Annotated in this window: 20 protein-coding genes and 1 tRNA gene; 14 read left to right on the forward strand and 7 right to left on the reverse strand. The window is 67.2% G+C overall.

The features are described 5' to 3' along the window. Positions 1–3: 3 nt before the first annotated feature. The 5 genes from H7828_RS01825 to H7828_RS01845 all read right to left on the reverse strand — a co-directional run bounded on the left by H7828_RS01825 (position 4) and on the right by H7828_RS01845 (position 5,624). Positions 4–537: a sarcosine oxidase subunit gamma gene (locus H7828_RS01825; RefSeq protein ID WP_226779230.1), complete on the reverse strand. Its 534-nt coding sequence runs from the start codon at positions 535–537 to the stop codon at positions 4–6. Next, entirely contained in the window at positions 530–3,442 is a 2,913-nt protein-coding gene (locus H7828_RS01830; RefSeq protein WP_226779231.1) for a sarcosine oxidase subunit alpha family protein, read from the reverse strand. Before H7828_RS01830 ends, H7828_RS01825 begins: the two co-directional genes overlap by 8 nt. Then, a complete protein-coding gene (locus H7828_RS01835) occupies positions 3,439–3,696 on the reverse strand; it encodes a sarcosine oxidase subunit delta (protein ID WP_226779232.1) in 258 nt (85 codons plus the stop codon). The genes H7828_RS01830 and H7828_RS01835 overlap by 4 nt, the downstream gene beginning before the upstream one ends. A gap of 69 nt (positions 3,697–3,765) precedes the next feature. Continuing rightward, the gene (locus tag H7828_RS01840; protein ID WP_226779233.1) at positions 3,766–5,019 is read right to left on the reverse strand and encodes a sarcosine oxidase subunit beta family protein; all 1,254 of its coding nucleotides are present in this window, start codon (positions 5,017–5,019) and stop codon (positions 3,766–3,768) included. A gap of 11 nt (positions 5,020–5,030) precedes the next feature. Next, a complete protein-coding gene (locus tag H7828_RS01845; protein ID WP_226779234.1) occupies positions 5,031–5,624 on the reverse strand; it encodes a DUF6151 family protein in 594 nt (197 codons plus the stop codon). Positions 5,625–5,904: 280 nt separating this feature from the next. On the opposite strand from H7828_RS01845, the gene H7828_RS01850 reads away from it, so the two are divergent. From H7828_RS01850 to H7828_RS01875, 6 genes are all read left to right on the forward strand, one after another. Further along, complete coding sequence (locus H7828_RS01850) at positions 5,905–7,620, forward strand: TadE/TadG family type IV pilus assembly protein (RefSeq protein ID WP_226779235.1); 1,716 nt, start codon at positions 5,905–5,907, stop codon at positions 7,618–7,620. Next, positions 7,617–8,159 (forward strand): TadE/TadG family type IV pilus assembly protein, encoded by a 543-nt coding sequence (locus H7828_RS01855; protein WP_226779236.1) that lies wholly within the window; start codon positions 7,617–7,619, stop codon positions 8,157–8,159. Before H7828_RS01850 ends, H7828_RS01855 begins: the two co-directional genes overlap by 4 nt. A 14-nt stretch (positions 8,160–8,173) precedes the next feature. Then, positions 8,174–8,734 (forward strand): TadE/TadG family type IV pilus assembly protein, encoded by a 561-nt coding sequence (locus tag H7828_RS01860; RefSeq protein WP_226779237.1) that lies wholly within the window; start codon positions 8,174–8,176, stop codon positions 8,732–8,734. Positions 8,735–9,092: 358 nt separating this feature from the next. After that, complete coding sequence (locus H7828_RS01865; protein WP_226779238.1) at positions 9,093–10,619, forward strand: pilus assembly protein TadG-related protein; 1,527 nt, start codon at positions 9,093–9,095, stop codon at positions 10,617–10,619. Continuing rightward, on the forward strand, positions 10,616–11,140 hold the full coding sequence (locus H7828_RS01870; protein WP_226779239.1) for a TadE/TadG family type IV pilus assembly protein: 525 nt from the start codon (positions 10,616–10,618) through the stop codon (positions 11,138–11,140). Before H7828_RS01865 ends, H7828_RS01870 begins: the two co-directional genes overlap by 4 nt. Beyond that, positions 11,137–11,706: a TadE/TadG family type IV pilus assembly protein gene (locus H7828_RS01875; protein WP_226779240.1), complete on the forward strand. Its 570-nt coding sequence runs from the start codon at positions 11,137–11,139 to the stop codon at positions 11,704–11,706. Before H7828_RS01870 ends, H7828_RS01875 begins: the two co-directional genes overlap by 4 nt. Here H7828_RS01875 and H7828_RS01880 read toward each other — a convergent pair. Next, positions 11,703–12,179, reverse strand: coding sequence for a hypothetical protein (locus H7828_RS01880; protein WP_226779241.1), 477 nt, complete (start codon positions 12,177–12,179; stop codon positions 11,703–11,705). The two genes, H7828_RS01875 and H7828_RS01880, sit on opposite strands and share 4 nt — an antisense overlap. 146 nt (positions 12,180–12,325) lie before the next feature. Between H7828_RS01880 and H7828_RS01885 the strand changes: the two genes are divergently transcribed. From H7828_RS01885 to H7828_RS01920, 8 genes are all read left to right on the forward strand, one after another. After that, positions 12,326–13,237 (forward strand): pirin family protein, encoded by a 912-nt coding sequence (locus H7828_RS01885; protein ID WP_226779242.1) that lies wholly within the window; start codon positions 12,326–12,328, stop codon positions 13,235–13,237. A 65-nt stretch (positions 13,238–13,302) separates the two neighbouring features. Then, complete coding sequence (locus tag H7828_RS01890) at positions 13,303–13,602, forward strand: hypothetical protein (protein WP_226779243.1); 300 nt, start codon at positions 13,303–13,305, stop codon at positions 13,600–13,602. Between the two features lie 94 nt (positions 13,603–13,696). Further along, positions 13,697–14,983: a homoserine dehydrogenase gene (locus H7828_RS01895; protein WP_226779244.1), complete on the forward strand. Its 1,287-nt coding sequence runs from the start codon at positions 13,697–13,699 to the stop codon at positions 14,981–14,983. A 127-nt stretch (positions 14,984–15,110) separates the two neighbouring features. Further along, positions 15,111–16,736, forward strand: a complete 1,626-nt coding sequence (locus H7828_RS01900) for a CHAT domain-containing protein (RefSeq protein WP_226779245.1) — start codon at positions 15,111–15,113, stop codon at positions 16,734–16,736. Further along, positions 16,733–18,229, forward strand: a complete 1,497-nt coding sequence (locus H7828_RS01905; protein WP_226779246.1) for a hypothetical protein — start codon at positions 16,733–16,735, stop codon at positions 18,227–18,229. The genes H7828_RS01900 and H7828_RS01905 overlap by 4 nt, the downstream gene beginning before the upstream one ends. A gap of 94 nt (positions 18,230–18,323) precedes the next feature. Next, positions 18,324–19,289 (forward strand): class II fructose-bisphosphatase, encoded by a 966-nt coding sequence (gene glpX / locus H7828_RS01910; protein ID WP_226779247.1) that lies wholly within the window; start codon positions 18,324–18,326, stop codon positions 19,287–19,289. A gap of 282 nt (positions 19,290–19,571) precedes the next feature. Next, positions 19,572–21,329, forward strand: a complete 1,758-nt coding sequence (gene recJ, locus H7828_RS01915; protein ID WP_226779248.1) for a single-stranded-DNA-specific exonuclease RecJ — start codon at positions 19,572–19,574, stop codon at positions 21,327–21,329. Positions 21,330–21,443: 114 nt separating this feature from the next. Beyond that, a tRNA-Glu gene (locus H7828_RS01920) sits at positions 21,444–21,518 on the forward strand. A 150-nt stretch (positions 21,519–21,668) separates the two neighbouring features. Here H7828_RS01920 and H7828_RS01925 read toward each other — a convergent pair. After that, a complete protein-coding gene (locus H7828_RS01925; protein WP_226779249.1) occupies positions 21,669–22,142 on the reverse strand; it encodes a VOC family protein in 474 nt (157 codons plus the stop codon). Positions 22,143–22,164 lie beyond the last annotated feature (22 nt).

The raw sequence follows: 22,164 nt of genomic DNA on the forward strand, positions 1-22,164 counted from the left end.
GGCTCAGCCCGCGCTTTGGCTGCGCAGGGCATGGCCCATGGCGCGGGTCAGATCGTGGATCGCCGTGTGCGCCATGGACCGCGGCACCATGATGCGCAGCCGATCGTCCTTCAGCCGCGTGATGCTGGCGTGCACATGGCCCAGCAGGCTGCGCGCGGTATGGCCGGGCGGAAACTGCGCCGCCCGGGTATCGACGGGGCAAAGCCGGGCCAGGGCCTCTGCGCCGCCCGGGCCGGTCAGGTCGAAGACCGCCCAGGCATCCGACTGATCGCTGATCGCGCCATGGCTGGACCGGGGCGGCGCCCCCAGGACCAGGGCCAGATGCCGCCCGGCCCAGATCGCCAGGGCGCCATCGGCTTCGCTGGTCCGGCCGGGCGCCGGAAAGGGCATGCCCATGTCATCAGAAACCGCCCCTTCCTGCCCATCAAATGGCATGACGGCGGTGATTGCCTCGGGCAGGTGTTCGGCAAGGGTCAGACCCCCGATGGTCTGGGGCAGCGCGCCCCCGGCGGCGGTCCTGGCGACAAGTCTAACCACGCAAACGTCCTCCCTCGGGGTCGAAGGCCACCGGATCGGTGACGATGCACAGGGTGTCATGGCCGCGCAGGTGATCGACCAGCCTGATCCTTTCTCCAAGGCGCGCGGGCCCGTGTTTCAGGAAGGCCAGCGCGAGGTTGCTGTTCAGCGTCGGCGACCAGGCGACCGAGGTGACATGGCCCTGGTCATGCACCCTTTCGGCCTTGTCGCCCGGGTTGAACAGATGCGCCCCCGCGCTGACGGGCGCCTGCGGATCGACGGGGCGCAGACCCACCAGCCTTTCGCGCGCCGGATCGCGCAGACCGGGCCGCGCCGCCATCATCTTGCCGATGCAATCCTTGTCGGGCGACACCATGCGCCCCATCCCCAGATCGCAAGCGGTGGTGCGACCGTCGATCTCGGCATCGGTCAGGTGTCCCTTTTCGATCCGCAGCACGTTCAGCGCCTCCATACCGTAGGCCCCCCCGCCCAGCCCCTCGGCCAAGGCCACCAGCAGCCGGAACAGGCTGTCGCCATAGCGGGCCGGAACCGCGATTTCATAGGCATGTTCCCCCGAAAACGAGATGCGGAACAACCGAGCCGCCACCCCGCAGACCGACACGGCACCGCAGGACATGAAGGGCCAGGCGTCGTTTCCGATCTCGTCATCCAGCAGCGCGTTCAGAAGGTCGCGCGATCGCGGGCCGGCCACCGCGAATTGCGCCCACTGCTCGGTCACCGGGGCAAGGCGCAGGTTCCACTCCGGGCGCAGCACCTGTGACACGAACTCCAGATGCTTCAGCACCGGCGCCGCAGCGGCCGTTGTGGTGGTCATCACATAGTGGCCCGGGGCAAGGCAGGCGGTGGTGCCGTCGTCCATCACATGGCCATCCTCGCGCAGCATCAGGCCATAGCGCACCCGCCCCGGCTTCAGCGTCGAAAACCGGTTGGCATAAACGAAGTCGAGGAATGCCGCGGCATCGGGGCCCTGGATGTCGATCTTGCCCAGGGTCGATACGTCGCAGATGCCCACCGCGTTGCGCACCATCGCCACCTCGCGGTCGCAACTTTCGCGCCAGGTGGTTTCGCCGGGGCGCGGGAACCAGCCGGGCCTGTACCACAGGCCCGCCTCGATCATCGGCGCGCCCTTTTCCACGCTGGCGCCATGCGAGGGGGTGAATCGCTGCGGCGCATAGCCCGCACCCGAGGCCCCTGCCCCCATGGCCGCGATCGGCACCGGGACATAGGGCGGGCGAAAGGTGGTGGTTCCGGTTTCGGCAATGCCGCGCCCGGTGGCGTCGGCCAGCACCGCCAGGGCGTTGACGTTGCTGCCCTTGCCCTGATCCGTGGCCATGCCCAGGGTGGTATAGCGCTTCATGTGCTCGACACTGCGGAAATTCTCGCGCGCGGCCTGGGCCACGTCCTTCGTCGTCACGTCGTTCTGCAGATCCAGCCAGGCGCGCCCCCTGCCCGCCACCTGCCAGTGCGGGGTGATGGCAAAGGGAGCATCCTCGGCGCCCGGCAGATCGGGCATGGTGGCGCGCAACCCCAGGTCGGACAGCGCCGCAAGCGCCGCCCTGGCCCCCGTGCTCAGCGCGCCGTGGGTGGAAAAGACACCCGCCGCGGCACCCGCCACCCCCAACCCCGGAATGGCACCTTCGGGCGGAACGAAACCGGCGATGTCATCGCGCCAGAGCGGGCGCGCGTTCATGTGGCAGGTCAGATGCACCGCCGGGTTCCAGCCGCCCGAAACCGCCAGGGTATCGGCGCGCAGCCGACGCTCGCGCCCGTTCTGGCGGATGGTGATGCCCCGCAGGCCCAGCCGCCCGCGCGTCGCCACAACCTCGGCCCCGGCGAAGGTCTCGTAATCCGCGTATTGCGGCACTTCGGGGCGGGTGTCGATCAGGGCCGCCACCCTGACCCCGGCGGCGTGCAGATCGCGGGCGGTGCGATGAGCGCTGTCGTTGTTGCCGAAGACCGCCACCGATTGCCCGGCCGCCACGCCATGGCGGTGCAGATACCTGCGCACGGCGCCCGCCATCATCACCCCGGGCCGGTCGTTGCCCGGAAAGGCGATGCCGCGTTCCAGCGCGCCGGCACAGAGCACCGCACGGCGGGCCGCGATGCGCCAGAAGCTGTGATGCACCGCCCCCGGCGCGCCCCGTTGCAGGGCGCCATAGGTGCCGCCGTCATAGGCGCCGGTGACCGTGGTGCGCGCCATGCGCCTGACGTTGGGCAGGCTGTCCAATTCCTCCAGCGAGGCCGCCACCCATGCGCGGGCAGGCGCGCCGCCCAGCATCTCGTCCTCGTCCAGAAGGCGCCCGCCCATGCGGTCGCGCTCATCGGCCAGGATCACGTCGGCCCCCGCACGCCCGGCAACCAGCGCCGCCATCAGCCCCGCGGGCCCGGCCCCGATCACCAGAAGGTCGCAATGGCCGAACACCTTGTCCGACACATCCGGTGCGGGCAGTCCCGACAATGCCCCCAAACCGGCGGCGCGCCGGATCAGGGGTTCGTACACCCTTTCCCAGAAGGCGCGCGGCCACATGAAGGTCTTGTAATAGAACCCCGCCCCCAGCAGCGGCGACAGAAGGTCGTTCACCGCCATGACATCCAGGCCCAGCCCGGGCCAGCGGTTCTGGCTGACCGCCTCCATCCCGTCGAAAAGTTCGACCATGGGCGCGCGTTCGTTGGGGCGCCTGTCGCCGCCGCGCCCCACCGTCACCAGGGCGTTCGGCTCGTCCGAACCGGCGGTCATCACCCCGCGCGGGCGGTGATACTTGAACGACCGCCCCATAAGCCGCACGCCATTGGCCAGAAGCGCCGAGGCCAGGCTGTCGCCCGCCAGCCCGGTATAGGGCCGCCCGTCGAAGCTGAACCCGATCACCCGGCCGGGATCGACCAAACCACGCCCCGCGATCCTCATGGCGCATCCGCCAGCGCGACGGCGATAACCGCGTGGGTGACGGTATCGCGCGTCACCACCAGCCAGGCCGAACATCCCGCGCCGTGGTGCCACAGATCCCGCGCCACCCCGGCGGGGTTTTCGCGCAGGTGCAGATAGGCGTCCCAGGCCTCCGGTCCGGCCTCGGGTGCCGGACGCTCGCACAATACCGCGTCGCCGGTATAGGAAAACTCGCGCAGGTCACGCTCCCCGCAGAGGGGACAGGTCAGCCGCATGACGGCACACCCCTTCTCTTTCTTGCCGAAAATACTCGCGCCGCAGGCTCCCGAAGCCACGTCGCGCGCCTAGTGCAGTTTGTGTTGCGCACCGGTGCCCTCCTCGTCCATCAGGCCCACGCCATCGCGGAACCGGTCCAGGCGGAAGCGCGCGGCAGTGTCGTGGGGCCGGTCGGTGGCCAGCAGGTGCGCCAGGGCAAACCCCGAGGCAGGCGTCGCCTTGAACCCGCCATAACACCAGCCGCAATCCAGGTAGAGCCCTTCGATTCCCGTCCTGTCGATGATGGGCGATCCGTCGGGCGTCATGTCCATGATCCCGCCCCACGACCGCAGCACCCTGGCCTGTCCCACCACGGGCATCAGGGCCATGGCCGCCTCCATCACGTGTTCCGCCGTGGGCAGGTTGCCCCGCTGGGCGTAAGAGGCATAGCCGTCAAGATCGCCGCCGAAGACAAGGCCGCCCTTGTCGGACTGCGAGATATAGAAATGCCCCATGCCGAAGATCACGACGTGGTCGATGATCGGTTTCAGGCCCTCGGTCACGAAGGCCTGAAGGACATGGCTTTCCACCGGCAGGCGCAGACCGGCCATGGCCGCCACCTGGCCCGATCGCCCCGCTGTCACGATTGCAACTTTCCTGGCGCGGATCACCCCGCGCGTGGTGGTGACGCCTTGCACTTTTCCGCCTTCAACGTCGATTCCGGTCACTTCGCATTGCTGGATCAGATCGACGCCGCGCCGGTCGGCGGCGCGGGCATATCCCCAGGCCACGGCATCGTGGCGCGCGGTTCCGCCCCGGGGATGAAGCAATGCGCCATGAATGGGAAAGCGCGCATTGTCGAAATCCAGATAGGGCAGACGGTCACGCACCTCGTCGCGGTCCAGCAGCACTGCGTCGTCGCCCTGGTTGATCATCGCGTTGCCGCCGCGCACATAGGCATCGCGCTGGTCGTCGGAATGGAACAGGTCGATCAGCCCGCGTTGCGAATGCATGACGTTATAGTTCAATTCGCGCTCCAGCCCCTCCCAGAGCTTCAGCGAATGGGAATAGAATTCGGAATTGCCGGGCATGGCATAATTGGCCCGCACGATGGTGGTGTTGCGCCCGACATTGCCGCCGCCCAGGTATCCCTTTTCCAGAACCGCGACGTTGCGCAGCCCATGTTCGCGCGCCAGGTAATAGGCCGTGGCCAGGCCATGACCGCCGCCGCCGATGATGACGATATCGTAGGCGTCTTTCGGCGCCGGATCGCGCCAGACCGGTTGCCACCCCTTGTTGCCGGTCAGCCCCTCTTTCAGAAGGCGCAGCGCGTTGTATCCCATGGGGGGCTCTCCTATCCGCCGTCGTAGGCTGCGCGCCGCTCCGTCTCGGTCAGGACAACGGGGGCGACGACGGGCGCGCCCTTTGCGTCGAAGAACGGGCTTTTGCGTGCCTTGCCAGACAGATAGGCCGAAAGGGTGCGCCGGATCAACCCGGTCAGCATCGTCAGGGTGCCACGGTCCTTCTTCGGCGCGCCCGGCTCGCGCAGGGCATATTTGGTGAAGCCCTGGGTGTGCAACTTGCCCAGGGCGGCCGGATCTTCGATCAGCGGTTGCCACATGCCGGCCAGGGGCAGGCGCGAACTGCCGATGGTATTGGCCAGGGGCGTGTCGCAGCATGACGCATACCAACGATAAAGCCCCTTGGGGCGCAGCCGCTTGCAGGCGATCCTGTCGGCCCCGGCGGTGATTTCGATGCTGGCCGGTATCGTCTGGTGCAACAGGCTTCCGCCGCCCGGCGTCAGGCTGTCGCTTACACCCAGGTGACGGGCAAAGGCCCGGCAATCGGCGCAATAGCATTCGAGGTTGCACCCCGACCCGGGCGCGACATCGTGCAAGACACCGCGCAGCGTGCCGCATCGGCAGGCGAAATTCAGATCCTGGGCCATGGTTCTCCGATCAATTGGCTGGGCGCGAATCGCACTCGCGGATGCTGTGATATTCTTGCGGAATTAACCATGGTTTCCTCGGATTGCGGCGGCGGGCCGGACGGCGGTGCGAAAATTAACCACGCCATTGTCGCGGGTTTTCGAACAGTTTCCGCCTCAGCCGGGATTGGGTGACGCCCCGGCGTTTATGGCCAATCCTTGTCCCCGGTCTGCCACATTCCCGCCCGATTTCGGGCGCCAACCTGCCTTTCTGACGAAGTCCGGTCATGAATCGAGGTTAATGATGCTGCAAAAATCCAACCTTTCCGTGGGTGCGACCGCCCGGTTCCGCGAGGACGAGTCTGGATCGATGACCATTCTGGCCCTCTTCCTCTTCCTCTGCATGGTGCTGATCGGCGGCATCTCCATCGACATCATGGTGTTCGAGAACAACCGCACCCGCCTGCAAAGCCTGTCGGACCGCGCCGTTCTGGCCGCGGCCGATCTCGATCAGGATCTCCCGGCCGAGGATGTGGTGAACAGCTATTTCGAGAAGGAAGGCATGTCGGCCTATCTTCGCGGGATCGAGGTGAACGAAAGCGTCAACCAGCGTTCGGTCAGGGTGAACACCGAAAAGCTGCAAAGAACGATGTTCATGAACTTCTGGAACCACACCGGCGTCGACACCCTGACGCCCCGGTCCCTTTCGGCGGCCCTTGAATCGCGCACCGACATCGAGATTTCGCTGGTGCTGGACGTTTCGGGCTCCATGGGCTGGGCCAGTTCGGCGCCCGGCAGTACGTCGAAGATCGCCGATCTGCGTTCGGCAGCGAAGCGGTTCATCGACAAGATCTATACCTCGGGCGATCCCGACAGGATCACCGTCAGCCTCGTGCCCTATTCCACCCAGGTGAACGCCGGGGCCGTCGTCATGGGGGCGCTGAACGTGCCCCAGTCGCAGGACCAGTCGCATTGCGTGGCCTTCGAGGACGCGGATTTCGACAGCACCGTGATCGAGGATGACGGCGCCTATCGCCAGACCTCGCATTTCGACCAGTGGAGCGGCAGCCAGCGGCCCGGCCGGTTCGTCTGCCGCCCCGAGGCCAATTCCATCGTCAAACCGGTGATGAACGACCCCGAGCTGATCAAGGCCCAGATCGACACCCTGGTGGCCGAGGGCAATACCTCGATCGAGATCGGCCTGAAGTGGGGCGCCGCCTTCCTTGACCCCAGCGCGCAGGGCGTGACCCAGGCGCTGATCGACGCGGGCCAGGTGGCCTCGGACTATGCCGACCGGCCCTTCGCCTGGGATCGTCCGGCCACCGAGAAGTTCGTGGTTCTGCTGACCGATGGCATCAACACCGAACAGAAAGAGATCGAGCCCGCCTTTGCCAGCGGCCCCTCGGGCGTCTACCGCTGGTTGCCCAGCACCACGAATGCCACCGTCTTCTACAGCAACGCCGCCCCCGAGATCGGCGATGAAGACGGCGATGGTGTGGCCAACGAGGGCTTCTGGCATCCCCGCCTGACCCTTCGGCGCGCCCTCACCGGGCTGCGTTCGGACGTGACGATCCCGGCGGGCTGGACCGCCCTCCCCCTGGGCCAGGATCTGAACGAGCTGAGCGCCCTTCTGCCCGCCGCCCTTACCACAAGCCAGGCGCCCGAACAGTTGGACTATGCCGATCTCTGGGGCGAGATGAACGTGCGGTACTTCGCCGAGAATTACATTCGCGCCATGCGCGGCTCCTACAGTGCGCGCAACGCATTCTACGACGATGTCTGGCAGGGCGTCTCGGCCTGGAAGAAGGACAACCGCCTGCTGGATCTCTGCGATACGGTCCGCACCCGCGGCGCCACGATCTTTACCATCGGGTTCGAAGTGACGGACCATTCCGCCAACGTGATGCGCCAATGTGCAAGCACCCCGAACTATTTCATCCGGGTGGTGGGTAATGATCTTGAAACGGCCTTCGACCAGATCGCCAATGCCATTTCCAAACTGAGGCTGACACAATGAAACGGTTCCTGCACTCTCTTGCCGCGCCGCTGGCCCGGTTCCGCCGGGACGAGGACGGCGGCCCGACCATCGAGTTCACCATCCTTGTCGTACCGGTTCTGTGGATGTTCATGTCGGGTGCCGAAGCGGGCCTTCTGAACATGCGCAGCGTCATGCTGGAGCGGGGCACCGACATCGCCATGCGGGCGGTGCGCCTGCACCCCGACACGCCCCCCACCCACGAACAGGTCAAGCAGATGATCTGCGATCAGGCGCTGTTGATCCCCGATTGCATGGCAAGCCTTCGGGTGGAGATGCGCAACGTGCCGCGCAGCGCCTGGAACAGCGTCAACTCGGACGTGGAATGCACCGACCGCAGCGACGAGATCCGCCCCCTGACCCGCTTCGTGCCCGGGCGGGCCAGCGAATTGATGCTGGTGCGGGCCTGCGTGAAGATCGCGCCGATCTTTCCGACCACGGGATTGGGCCTGATGCTGCCCAAGGACGGGGCGGGTGATTACGCCGCCATCTCGACAGCTGCCTTCGTGAACGAACCCTGATCAGGAGAGCGACGATGAAACTGCGCCTCAAATCCCTGCTGCACCGCTTCGGCCGCGACAACGACGGCAGCTATTCGGTGGAATCCATCCTGTTGCTGCCGATGCTGGCCTGGGCCATCCTGGCGATGTTCAGCTATTTCGACGGGCTGCGCCTGGCGAATGTGAACATCAAGGCCACCCACACGATCAGCGACATCCTTTCGCGGGAAACCGCGCCGGTGAACGACAGCTATATCGACGGCCTGGAGCAGTTGCAGGCCTTCCTCGTGAACCGCAACTATGACAAATCGCTTCGCGTTTCCGTGCTTCGGTTCGACGGCGACGCCAACGCCTTCGACCTGGTCTGGTCCGAGGCGCGCGGCGACAAGGCCGCCTATCCTGACGCCAGCCCCGTCGCGCAGCACTTGCCGGCGACGGCCGACGGTGACATCGTGATCGTGGTGGAAACCTGGATGGACTATCGCTCGGCCTTCGTGATGGGCCTGACCGATACCACGCTATACAACTTCATGGTCACAAGCCCGCGCTTCGCGCCCCAGCTTCTGTGGGAGGGCGCCGCCCCGGCCACCACCTGACCCGGCGCCTGCTGCGACACGACACCCAAAAATGGCGGCGCCCCCGGCGAAGGGGCGGCGCCATCCGCCGTTTGCGCCCTGCGCGCCGGGCCCTTCGCGAATTGTGGCCAAGCCCCAAGTTTCCGTCACATTCGCCAAGAAGTTTCCACAAATCGCCGACAATCGTCTCATTCCGGCCCAAAAAGCGCCGAACCATCCTGCCATATCCTGAGAAGGGCGACATGCGACCTGTGTCGTGACCGCATTCAGGAGTTGGCTAGTGACCCATATTAAGACCGGAAATGGCAAGGTAAGGCGCCTGAATGATGCTGCCTCAGCCCGTGCCGCAAGACGTTTCGCGCAGGAAGAGGACGGATCGATGATCCTGTTCGGCCTTTACCTGTTCATGGCAATCCTGTTGATCGGCGGTATCTCGGTCGACATCATGCGCAACGAATTCTCGCGCCTCGGGCTTCAGAACACCGTTGATACCGCGGTCCTGGCCGCCGCCGACCTGGATCAGACGCTTGATCCCGCCGCTGTCGTCACCGACTATTTCAACAAGGCCGGCATGGGGTCGTATCTCGATTCCATCGACGTGGTCGAAAACATCAATTCGCGCACCGTCACCGCGACATCCTCGGTCGATGTGAGCACGCTGTTCGTCAACGCGCTGGGCATCAACTCGATGCCGGCGGCCGCCAGCGGCACCGCCCGCGAGGAAATCAGCGATATCGAAATCTCGATGGTGCTGGACGTGTCCGGTTCGATGGGCAGCGCCAACCGCCTGCGCGATCTCAAGAAGGCCGCGAAGAACTTCGTGAACACGGTCCTTTCGGAAGAACGCAGCATCGCGGGCGACGGCGAAGTCTCGATCTCGATCGTGCCCTATTCCACACAGGTGAACGTGGGCAAGGTGATTGCCGACGACATGAACCTGAGCTTCGGGCACGACTATTCGCACTGTGTCGATTTCGAATCCTCGGATTTCAACACCACGGCCATGCCGACCGGCAACCGCAAGCAGACCGGCCATTTCGACCCGTTCAGCCGCACGAGCCCGCCGGACACCTTCGTCTGCCGCAACGAGGATTCATTCAAGGTTCAGCCCCTGACCGAGGACAAGACCAAGCTGATCGCCCAGATCGATGCGCTGACGCCCAACGGAAACACCTCGACCGATATCGGCATCAAGTGGGGCGTTGCCATGCTTGACCCGTCGTTCCGCGATGTCACCGAAGCGCTGATCGACGCCGACGAGGTTGCCGACACCTTCGCCGACCGCCCCTATGATTATGACCGCAACAACAGCATGAAGGTGCTGGTGGTGATGACCGACGGCGCCCAGACCACGCAGTACACCCTGCGCGACCAGTACAACCAGGGCATGTCCGATGTCTGGGGGCGCCAGTATTCCGACGGCAGCTGGCGTTTCAGCGTCGATCACCAGGAATACCGCGACAAGGACGGCGACCGGAACTGGTGGGAAACCTGGTATCTGCCCCGCTATGACGCCTGGAGCAACAGCCGCGATGGCGGAGATTCCAGCAGCCATCGGCTCAGCTACCAGGAACTGTGGTCGGCCGCCTCGCTGGGGTATAACGCCTACTACATGTGGTATCGCCAGGACAACTCGTCGAACCTCTACTACGACTGGCTGCGCGATCCCTACGACACCGTTTCCGGTTCGACCAAGGACAACCGCATGTCGCAGCTCTGCGCCAAGGCGAAATCCGAAGGCATCCTGGTGTTCAGCGTCGCATTCGAGATCGACAGCTCAGATGCCCGGCTGATGAAGGAATGCGCATCGTCCGAAAACCACTACTTCGACGTGGACGGCGAAGACATCGTCTATGCCTTCTCGGCCATCGCTTCCACCATCAACCAACTGAGGCTGGTCCAATGATCAATATGCTGAGAACCTTCCTGCGCCGGGATGACGGCGTGGCCTCTGTCGAATTCGTCCTGATGTTTCCGCTGATCATGGGCATCTTCCTGTGCTCCGCCGAAATGGGCGTGATCCAGATGCGCCAGGCCATGCTGGAACGGGCGATGGATGTGGTGGTGCGCGATCTGCGCCTGGGCAAGCCCGAGTACCGCGACCCCGACAACCTGAAGGCCGCCGTCTGCGACGAAGCCCTGCTTCTGACCGATTGCGAAACCAACATGAAGCTTGAAATGGGGCCGGTTCCCACGCGCGGCTTCACCTACCGGACGGGCAGCGCCGATTGCGTCAACCGCGAACAGACCTCCAAGCCTGTGGTCAACTATACCTCGGGCGCCAACAACGAGGTGATGCTGATCCGGTTCTGCTATCTGCACGATCCGATCTTCCCCGCGATCGGCCTGGGCGCGATCCTGCCCCCCGTCACGAACGGCGGTTACAAGATGATGGCTTCAACCTTTTTTGTGAATGAACCGACATGAACATCATGACACATCTGCGCAGGAAGCTGCGTGCCTTCGCAAAGGACAGCACCGGCAGCTATACCGTCGAAGCCGTCCTTATCCTGCCCCTTCTTCTGTGGGCGATGCTTGCCACCTTCACCTTCGTCGATGGCTACCGGATGCAGGCCCTGAACCTGCGCGCCACCTACACGATCAGCGACCTGCTGACGCGACAGTGGAACCCGGTGGATCGCGACTTCATGGTCGGACTTGGCAAGTACCACGAGTTCCTGACCAACAACGGCCACGACACCTCGCTGCGGGTCACGGTCGTCTACTACGACGCCGAAAAGGACAATCACGTTCTGGTCTGGTCCTATACCACCGACGCCAGCAAGCCGAAGATCACCAAGGGCGATCTGCCGTCCCTGGCCTCCTCGCTGCCGGTTCTCGCCAATGCCGACTCGGCGGTGATCGTGGAAACCTGGATGGACTATGAACCGCCCTTCAAGATCGGCCTGCCCGAGACGGTGTTCAACAACCGCGTCGTCTCCTCGCCCCGGTTCGTGCCACAGCTTCTGTGGACGGGGCCCTCGGTCAGCTAAACCACGGGGCTGCGCGCCGCGATGCGCGCAGCCAGCGCCTCGGCCATCGCCTTGCCCTCGCTTGCGCCGGTCACGCCGCCGACACCCACCCGCTGCCCGGTGCGCCACCACAGACCCGGCGCCCAGCCCCGGGGATGGGGCCTGGACAGCTTCAGCACGAAACCGTTCGATGGCTTGAAGGCAAAGGCCCCCCGGTCGATCGCCAGGATATCGTCGATCAGCGCCAGCCGGTTTCCAGCGGTGTCGCGCAGCTCGGTTTCCGTCAGTTCGATGCGCGCGCGCGTCGCCTGCCACAGCCCCACCATCCCCGCCAGCGCCAGCCCGCCAAGGATCAGCAGCGCGATCCGCCAGATCAGCGAAGGTGCCGTGGCCAGCGCCATCCAGATCAGCAGCGCCCCCAGCGCCGCCATGACCAAGGCCCCCAGCGTTCGCCGCACGGGCGAGGGTGTGAGGGTGGCAAGTATCTGAGGCATCTGTCGCTCTCCCTTCGGCTGCCTTGCCCTACCCCATCGCCCCACCGGAATCGAGCCGTTTCGCATTGCCGCACAGCGGCGGTGCGCCCGCGCCCGTTGTCGGCTTTCCCCCGGTTTCCTATCTTCGCTGCAAAGGAGATAGCATCATGTCGATCCGCCCTGTTCTTTCATCGTCCCCCGCCCAGCCGACCCTTGAAGGGGCCGGCGTGAAACTGCACCGCGCCTTCGGCTTCTCCAACCCCGAGGCGCTGGACCCCTTCCTGCTGTTCGACGATTTTCGCAACGAACGGCCCGAAGATTACCGGCGCGGGTTTCCCTGGCATCCCCACCGCGGGATCGAAACCATCACCTATGTCCTCTCGGGCGAGGTGGCCCATGCCGACAGTCTGGGCAACACCGGCACCCTTGGCGCGGGCGACGTGCAATGGATGACCGCCGGGTCGGGCATCCTGCATCAGGAAATGCCGCGCGGCAACGCCAGCGGCCAGATGCACGGGTTTCAGCTTTGGGCCAACCTGCCCTCGTCGCTGAAGATGACCGCCCCCCGCTACCAGGACGTGACATCCTCCGAGATCCCCGAGATCGTCGAGGATGACGGAACCGTGGTGCGCGTCGTCACCGGCACCTTCCGGGGCCGGCGCGGCCCGGTCGACGGCATCGCCGCCGATCCGCAATACCTCGACATCTCGATCCCGCCGGGCCGGCGCAAGACCTTCGCGGTCGACACCTACCGCCGCGCCTTCGCCTATGTCTTCGCCGGGTCGGGCGCCTTTGCCGATGCCTCGGCCCCCTCGGGCGTACTGCTGGAAAAAGAGGTGATGGGCCAGGAGGTGAACATCCGCGATCAGTCCGGCGACCGCACGCTGGTGCGTTTCGGCACCGGCGACGAGGTGACGGTGCAGGCCGGCGAGGAAGGCGTGCGCTTTCTGCTGATCTCGGGCGCTCCGATCCAGGAACCCATCGCCTGGCACGGCCCCATCGTGATGAACACCCAAGCCGAGCTGCAACAGGCCATGCGCGATCTGCGCAACGATACCTTCATCCGCCCCGCTCACTGACGGCCCCGCTCTTGCCCGCGCCCGCCCCGCCACGCTAGGGTGGCGCGGGCAGGACGGAGCGGAACATGGCGCGTGGATCTTTGATGGCGGTTGTCGCCCTTTCGGCGGCCTTGGCGGGCTGCGCGGGCTATCCCGATCTTGGCGAATCCCCGGCCGCCGCGCGCGCCGAATATCCCCGGCTCGTCCCTCTGACAGGGCTTCTCGCCACCGCGCAGACCGGGCAGTTGACCGACCCCACACTCTCACGAGATCTGGCGGGCCGCGCCGCCCGGCTGCGGGCCCGGGCCGCCGCCATGCGCCGCGCCGCCCTCACCGATCAGGACCGCAGCCGCATCCGCGAAGCCGTCCTGCGATACGGCGGCTGACCGGCACCACCCCCGCACCGCATCTGACACGTTGATGCCATCTGCCAAACAGGCTAAGCCCGCGCACGAACAGTTCAAGCGACGGAGCACGCCCATGACCACCCCCCTTCGCCTCGGTATCGCGGGCCTTGGAACCGTCGGCGTCGGCGTCGTGCGGATCGTGCAGCGCCACGCCGCCCTGCTGGCGGCGCGCACCGGACGCGACATCGTGATCACCGCCGTGGGCGCGCGCAACCGCGACAGGGATCGCGGCGTGCGTCTGGGCGGCTATGACTGGGAGGACGATCCCGTCGTGCTGGCCACCCGCGACGACGTGGACATCTTCGTGGAACTCATGGGCGGCGATTCCGGCCCGGCCCTGGCCGCCACCCGCGCGGCCATCGCCGCGGGCAAGGACGTGGTCACCGCCAACAAGGCGATGCTGGCCCACCATGGCCAATCGCTGGCCGAAGCCGCCGAAGCCGCGGGCGCCGTGATCCGCTTCGAGGCGGCCGTGGCCGGCGGCATCCCCGTGGTGAAGGCGCTGACCGAAGGCCTGGCCGGGAACGAGATGACCCGCGTGATGGGAGTGATGAACGGCACCTGCAACTACATCCTGACCCGGATGGAACAGGATGGGCTGGGCTATAACGCCGTCTTCGCCGAAGCCGCCGAGCTGGGCTACCTCGAAGCCGACCCCAACCTGGATGTGGGCGGCATCGACGCGGGGCACAAACTGGCCCTGCTGGCCTCCATCGCCTTCGGCGTGCAGGTCGATTTCGATTCGGTCGTGCTGGAGGGCATCGAACGGGTCACCATCGGCGACATCCGCCAGGCCGCCGATATGGGCTTCCGGATCAAGCTGCTGGGCGTTGCGCAACTCACGGCGCGCGGCCTCGAACAGCGCATGACGCCCTGCCTCGTACCGACGGCCTCGCCCCTCGGTCAGCTCGAGGGCGGCACCAACATGGTGGTGCTGGAAGGCGACAGCGTCGGGCAGACCGTCCTGCGCGGCGCCGGTGCCGGCGAAGGCCCCACCGCCAGCGCAGTGCTTTCGGACATCATCGACATCGCCCGCGGCACCCGCCTGTCCACCTTCGGGCAACCCGCGACAACCCTTGTCCGCGCCACACCCGCCGTCGCGGCAACGCCCGCGCCCTATTACCTGCGCATGACCCTGCAGGACAAACCGGGCGCCCTGGCCAAGATCGCCACGGTCCTGGGCGACGCTGGCGTCTCGATCGACCGGATGCGCCAGTACGACCACAGCGACACCTCCGCGCCGGTTCTGATCGTCACCCACAAGACCACGGGCAGCGACATCGCCACCGCCATCGCCGCCATGGCCGATACCGGCGTGTTGGTGAACGACCCCCTCGCCCTGCGGATCGAGCCGGTCTGACCCTCTTTCTTGCCTGAAATACTCCGGGGGTCCGGGGGCTGGCCCCCGGTGCGCCGTCAGCCGGGCGCGCCCGGGCTGACGGCTCTTGTCACTTGACCCGGATCGCGGCCGGGGGTTCCCTTGTGCCATGCGCATCCTCGCCGCCCTCCTCTGCCTTTTTTTTGGCACGCTCGGCCTCGCCCGGGCCGATGGGCCGGCCACGCCCGCCGCGCTGATCGGGGAAAGCTTCGAGGCGGCGCAATGGGCGTTGCTCTCCTCCGCCGGGGCGGCCATGCGGCAGACGGCACAGCGCCGCGCCGCCAGTGATCCGGCCCTCACCGCCCTGCTGCGCCAACGCCAGATCACCGCCGACAGGCGCGCCCGGGCCGAGGCCGATCTTGCCGCCCTGCCCGCCAGCAGCGGCGGTGCCGCCATCGACCTTTCGGGCCAGATCGACGCGCTGGGGGTGGAACTCGCCACCCTCGACCGCCGGATCGCGGCCCTGGCCCCCAATACCACCGTTGCCGAAACCCGCCCCCTGACCATCCCCGAGGTCCAGGCCCTGCTGCGCCCGGACGAGGGGCTGATGCTGTTCTTCGTCGGCGACGACGACAGCTTCGTCTGGGCCGTCACTCCGGAACGCGCCGCATGGCGCCGGGTCAGCACCGCCCGCGCCGACCTGGAAACCGGCGTCGCGGCGATCCGGGCCTCGCTGATCCAGGCCAATACCCTGCGCGCGGGCGTGCGGCTGAACGCGGGTCCAACGCCGCGCGGCGCCCCATTCGAGCGGACCCAGGCCTCGCTGCTCTATTTCGAACTCCTCGCCCCCTTCGAGCCGATCCTGAAGGGCGTGCGCCACCTCTTCACGGTGGCCGACGGACCGCTGACCGCCCTGCCGCTGGCCCTGCTCATCACCGATGACAGGCTTGCCGGGGCCGATTCCGATCCCGAAGCGCTGCGCGCCACCCACTGGTTCTTTCAGCGCCACGCCCTGACCACCCTTCCCAGCGTCGAGGCGCTTGCCGCCCTGCGCGCGCGCCCGGCACCGGCCGGAGAGGGCAGACTCAGCTTTCTCGGCTTCGGCGATCCCTCCCTTGGCGGCGCGATCGCAGCGCCCGCCGAGGTGACCTTCTACCGCGAGGGCGGCGCGGGGGTCGAAGACATTCGCGCCCTCGCCTCCCTGCCCGGCACCCGGCGCGAATTGCGCGCCCTGGCCCGTACCCTTCGCGCCCCGCCCGAAACCCTACACCTGGGCCTCGAGGCCACCGAAACCGCCGTGCGTGCCGCGCCCCTGGCGCAGACCGATGTCATCGCCTTTGCCACCCATGGGCTGCTGTCGGGCGATCTGCGCGGCCTTGGCGAACCGGCGCTGGTGCTGACGCCCCCCGACACCGCCCGCCCCGGCGACGATGGCCTGCTGACCGCCTCGGAAATCGCCGCGCTGGATATTCCGGCGGAATGGGTGATCCTCTCGGCCTGCAACACCGCCGGGTCCGATGGCCGCCCCGATGCCGAGGGCCTTTCGGGGCTGGCGCGGGCCTTCCTGTTTGCGGGGGCGCGCAGCCTGATCGTGTCGCACTGGCCCGTGCGCGACGATGCCGCCGCCCGGCTGACCACCGATACCTTCACAAGGCTAGCCGATCACCGCGCCCGGGGCCGGGCCGAGGCATTGCAGGGCGCCATGCAGGCCATGCTGGACGACACCAGTGATCCCAGCCTGGCCCACCCTGCCGCCTGGGCGCCCTTCGTTCTGGTCGGTGAGGGCGGGTCATGATGCGCCGCCTGCTGCTGGCGGTCGCATGGGCCGCCGTGCTGGCCCTTTCCGTTTCAATGGCCCGGGCGCAGGACGACGATATTCCTCGCAATTTCGACGCCGTCATGGAGGCGGTGGGCGAGGCGCTGCAATCGGGCGACAGCGAAGCGCCGTTCGTGGTGCTGAACCGCGCCATCCGCACCGCCCGCGCCGAAGGCCGGCTGACCCCCGACTGGTCGATCTTCTTTGCCATGGCCGCCGATTTCATCCGCAACGACAGGGGCAACCCCGCCTTCGCCCTGGCCCTGACCGAAGAGGGGCTGGCGCTAATCGCGGGCGATCCGTCGCAGGACGATTTCGCCGCCGCCCTGCGGGTCAGCGGCGCCTATGCCCTGGCCGATCTGGGCCGGATGGACGAGGCGGTCGCACGCGCCCGCCTGGCGCTGCCGTTGTTCCGGGACACCTTCGGCGAGGATGCGGCCGAGGAACTTGAGGGCTATGTCGCGCTCTGGGCCGAGGGCCAGCTGAGCGCCTTCAACACCTCGGCGCTGGAACTGGCCCGCGATGCCCTGGAACGGGCACGCAGCCAGGCCGACGAGGGCGCCCATGGCATGGCGATTTCGCTGGCCGGGGCCGCGCTTTTGCCGCCGGGCGGCAACCTGGATGCCGGTACACTGCGCGCCGTGAACGCCGAGGCCGAGGTGATCATCGCCGACAGCCTGCGCGCGCTGGGGCGCACCCAGGACGCCGCCAATGCCTATCTGCGGGCGATCTCTCACCTTGCGCAGGCGCCCTGGCAGCCGGGCGCCGATGCCGTCTGGTGGCCCGAGGCCGATGAACCCGAGGGCGCCGATCTTCTGGCCAATGCCTTCCACAGGCTGGCGGGGCTGGCGATTTCGGCGGGCGCAAGCGATCTTGCCATCGCCGCGCTTGAACAATCGCAGCCATTTTCGCGCAGCACCGATGCCCAGATCACCGGGATGCTCTATCAGGCGGTGCTGGCCGGGCGCGATGGCGACACCGACCGCGCCCTGGCGATCATCGCCCAAAGCCGCGCCCGCGCGCTGGACGAGGGCGAAACCGCCACCGTCATCATGGCCGATTTCTATGCCGCGCAGGTATCGCTTTTCGCGGCCCTGCTGAAGGACAGCCACGCCGACCCCTCTGCCCTGATCGCCGCCGGCGAAGCGGCCCTGGCCCATGGGCAGGCGACAGGCAACCTCGATGAAACGGCCATCCTGGGCGACATGGCCCGCCACCTCAGCCGCACCGACGACACCCGGGCGGCGCTGGACTATGCGCGCCGGTCGCTGATCCGGCGGCGTGCGCTGCTGGCCGGGGGGGCCGGACAGGACAGCGGCTTTGGCCGCCAGGAGGCGCGACGCGCCCAGCGTGGGGCGCTGGAAACCTTCCTGCGCACTGCCCACGATGCCGCCGCGCAGGCCGACCCGGAATGCGAAGATCCGTCACGCTTTGCCTATTACGGCTGCGTGATCGCCACGCCGCGCCATTGATTCCAGGGGTTTGCGCTAACGCAACTTGCCAGACCCGGCGTCACCCATTACCCCCCGAGGGCAGGATCGCCCCGGATGGAACAAGGATTGCACGATGGCTGACACCGCTGAATTTCACGACCGCATGCTGTCACTCGGCCTGGCCCGGGTGTCGGAGGCGGCGGCGCTTGCCTCGGCCCGGCTGATCGGACGGGGCGATGAAAAGGCAGCGGACCAGGCGGCCGTCAACGCCATGCGCGACCAGCTGAACAAGCTGGACATCGCCGGCGTCGTCGTCATCGGCGAGGGCGAGCGGGACGAGGCCCCCATGCTGTACATCGGCGAGGAAGTGGGCACCGGCAACGGCCCTGCGGTGGACATCGCGCTGGACCCGCTTGAGGGCACCACCTTGACCGCCAAGGACATGCCCAACGCCCTGACCGTGATCGCCATGGGCCCGCGCGGTTCCATGCTGCATGCCCCTGACGTCTACATGGAAAAGCTGGCCGTCGGCCCCGGCTTCAAGCGCGGCGTCGTCACCATGGACATGTCGCCCAGTGAAAGGGTTTCGGCCCTGGCCGCCGCCAAGGGATGCAGCACCGAGGACATCACCGTCTGCGTGCTGGAACGCCCGCGCCACGAAGAGATGATCGCCGAGATCCGCACCACCGGCGCCGCGATCCGCCTGATCACCGACGGCGACGTGGCCGGCATCATCCACTGCGCCGAGGCCGAGAAGACCGGCATCGACATGTACATGGGATCGGGCGGCGCCCCCGAGGGTGTTCTGGCCGCCGCCGCGCTGAAATGCATGGGCGGGCAGATCTATGGCAAGCTGCTGTTCCGCAACGACGATGAGAAGGGCCGCGCGAAGAAGGCCGGGATCACCAACCTTGACCGCGTCTATACCCTGAACGACCTGGTGAAGGGCGACGTGATCTTCGCCGCCACCGGCGTGACCGACGGGTCGGTCGTGGCAGGCATCAAGCGCGAACCGGGGTTCCTGACCACCGAGACAATCCTCATGCGGTCGAAAACCGGCTCGGTGCGGCGGATGACCTATCGCAACCCGACCAGATAGCGGCACAGGCCGGACGCCTTCGGCGAGAGAGTATTTGAAGCAAGAAAGAGAGGGGGGCGCGGCACGGCGGCCCCCTTTGCCATTCAGGGCGCGGCCGTGGTTGGCGGCCCCGGGACTGCTGCGCGCGGCCGGACCGCTTGAGCGCAAGTGCCTTTGGGCGGCGCGGTTGGGCAGCCACAGCGGATCAGCCATCAGGACGGGACCAGATATGGTCCTGGGGGGTTCGGCGATGCTGGTGCTGTTGGGCTGGTTGAACGGCGGGCGATCCGCTAACAGGGCGACATGACTCAGGATACCGAAGCCTTTCTGGGCGTCGAACGCTCGCTGACCGGCCGCCATTGGGCTGGCCCCTCGGTGGACACCGCCCGCCTTGCCGAAGCCATGGCCCAGGAAACCGGCCTGCCCCCGGCCCTTTCGGCGGTTCTGGCGCGCCGTGGCGTCCCCCCGAACGAGGCGACCGCCTTTCTGGCCCCTGCCCTGCGCGACCTGCTTCCCGACCCCATGACCCTGCGCGACATGGGCCCGGCCACCGAACGGTTCCTGGCCGCGGTCAAGGGGCGCGAGAAGATCGCCATCTTCGCCGATTACGATGTCGACGGCGGCGCCTCGGCCGCGCTTCTTCTGTGCTGGCTGCGCCAGATGGGGCGGCAAGCGACCCTCTACATCCCCGATCGCATCGACGAAGGCTATGGCCCCAACGACGAAGCCATGGCCGACCTGGCCCGGCGGCACGAGTTGATCGTCTGTGTCGATTGCGGCACCCTCTCCCACGGCCCGATTGCCGCCGCCAAGGGCGCGGATGTCATCGTACTGGACCACCACCTGGGCGGCGAGACCCTGCCCGAGTGCGTGGCGGTGGTGAACCCGAACCGGCAGGACGAATCCGGCGACCTGGGCCATCTCTGCGCCGCCGGCGTCGTGTTCCTGCTGCTGGTCGAGGCGAACCGGCGGCTCCGGGGCGACGGCGTGACCGGCCCCGATCTCATGGCGATGCTCGACCTTGTGGCGCTGGCCACCGTGGCCGACGTGGCGCCGCTGATCGGGGTGAACCGGGCGCTGGTGCGCCAGGGGCTGGTGGTCATGGCACGCCGTCAGCGCCCCGGGCTGGTGGCCCTGGCCGATGTGGCCCGGATGGACGTGGCGCCGACGCCCTATCACCTGGGGTTCCTTCTGGGGCCGCGGGTAAACGCGGGCGGGCGGATCGGCGCCGCCGACCTGGGCGCGCGCCTGCTGGCCACCGACGACGCCGCCGAAGCCGGTGCGCTGGCCGAACGGCTGGACCAGTTGAACACCGAACGCCGCGAGATCGAATCCGCCGTGCGCGCCGCCGCCATGGCCCAGGCCGAAGCCCGGGGCGCCGACGGCCCGCTTGTCTGGGCCGCCGGTGCCGGGTGGCACCCCGGTGTGGTGGGGATCGTGGCGGCGCGCCTGAAGGAAACCTTCGCCCGCCCCGCCGTGGTGATCGGGCTGGACGAGGCCGGGCTGGGCAAGGGATCGGGGCGGTCGGTCGCCGGTGTCGACCTGGGCGCCGCCATCCAGAAGGTGGCCGCCGAGGGCCTGCTGCTGAAGGGGGGCGGCCACCGCATGGCCGCCGGGCTGAGCCTGACCGAAGCACAGCTGGAACCGGCCATGGCGCGCCTTGGCGAGTTGCTGGCGCGCCAGGGGGCGGGCACCGGCGGGCCGGAACGGCTGCGCCTGGATGCGGTGCTGATGCCCGGCGCGGCAACGCCCGAACTGGTAAGCCAGATCGAACAGGCCGGCCCCTTCGGCATGGGGGCCGCAGCACCGCGATTCGCCTTCCCCGACTGCGCGATCCACGCCGCCCGCCGAGTCGGCGACAGCCACCTGAAAATCACCTTCGGCGATGGCATGGGCCCGCGAATCGATGCCATCTGCTTTGGCGCCTACGACGGCCTGCTGGGAAGCGCGCTGGAGAAACATGGCGGGGCGAGGTTCCACCTGGCCGGACGGCTTGAGATAAACCACTGGGGCGGGCGTTCGCGCGTGCAATTGCGCCTGGACGATGCCGCCCCCGCCTGATGCCAGGGCCCCCGGAAACCGCAAAAACCGCCCCTGCGATTTTTTTCTTCACAAGAGGCAAAATCCCACTTGCCCTCCCCGCGCGGTTTCCCTAGATACCACCGCACAAACAGTGGCCCGTTCGTCTATCGGTTAGGACGCCAGGTTTTCAACCTGGAAAGAGGGGTTCGATTCCCCTACGGGCTGCCACTTTGCACATCTCCCACACCATTGAAACTACGAGATTTCGCGCGCCGTTGCCGCGTGTCCGCGCTGGCCTGTGACGACTTTCGGTGCAGGGGATTGCCTGCGCCGAAGGGATGGCCCGGATCGGGCCATGCCTCGGGTCCGTCTCCGGGGTCAGCCCTTCGCCGCCCTTTCCAGCGCCGCGATGTCGATCTTCACCATTTCGGTCATGGCCAACATGACGCGTCTTGCCTTTGCCCTGTCCGGGTCGGCCAGAAGGCGGGGCAGCATGCGGGGCGTCACCTGCCAATGAAGCCCGTAGCGGTCCTTGATCCAGCCGCACTGGACTGGTGTGCCGCCCTTGGCCAGCGCGTTCCAGTAGTGATCGACCTCGGCCTGATCGGCGCAGTCGATGGTCAGCGAGATCGCGTCGGTGAAGGGATGGCCGGGGCCGCCATTCATGGCGATGAAGCTGCGCCCCGACAGGGTGAAGGCCAGCGTGATCAGATCGCCCTCACTGCCGCCGGGATAGTCGATGGTGCTGTGGGTCCGTTCCTCGATCCGGCTGTCGGGAAAGAGAGAGGTGTAGAATTCGGCGGCCTCTTCGGCCTTGCCGTCGAACCAGAGGAAGGTGGTGATCCTGTCCATGTCGTTTTCTCCTGCTTGTGGT

The organism is Oceaniglobus trochenteri, from assembly GCF_020529025.1.
Classification (GTDB): domain Bacteria; phylum Pseudomonadota; class Alphaproteobacteria; order Rhodobacterales; family Rhodobacteraceae; genus Oceaniglobus; species Oceaniglobus trochenteri.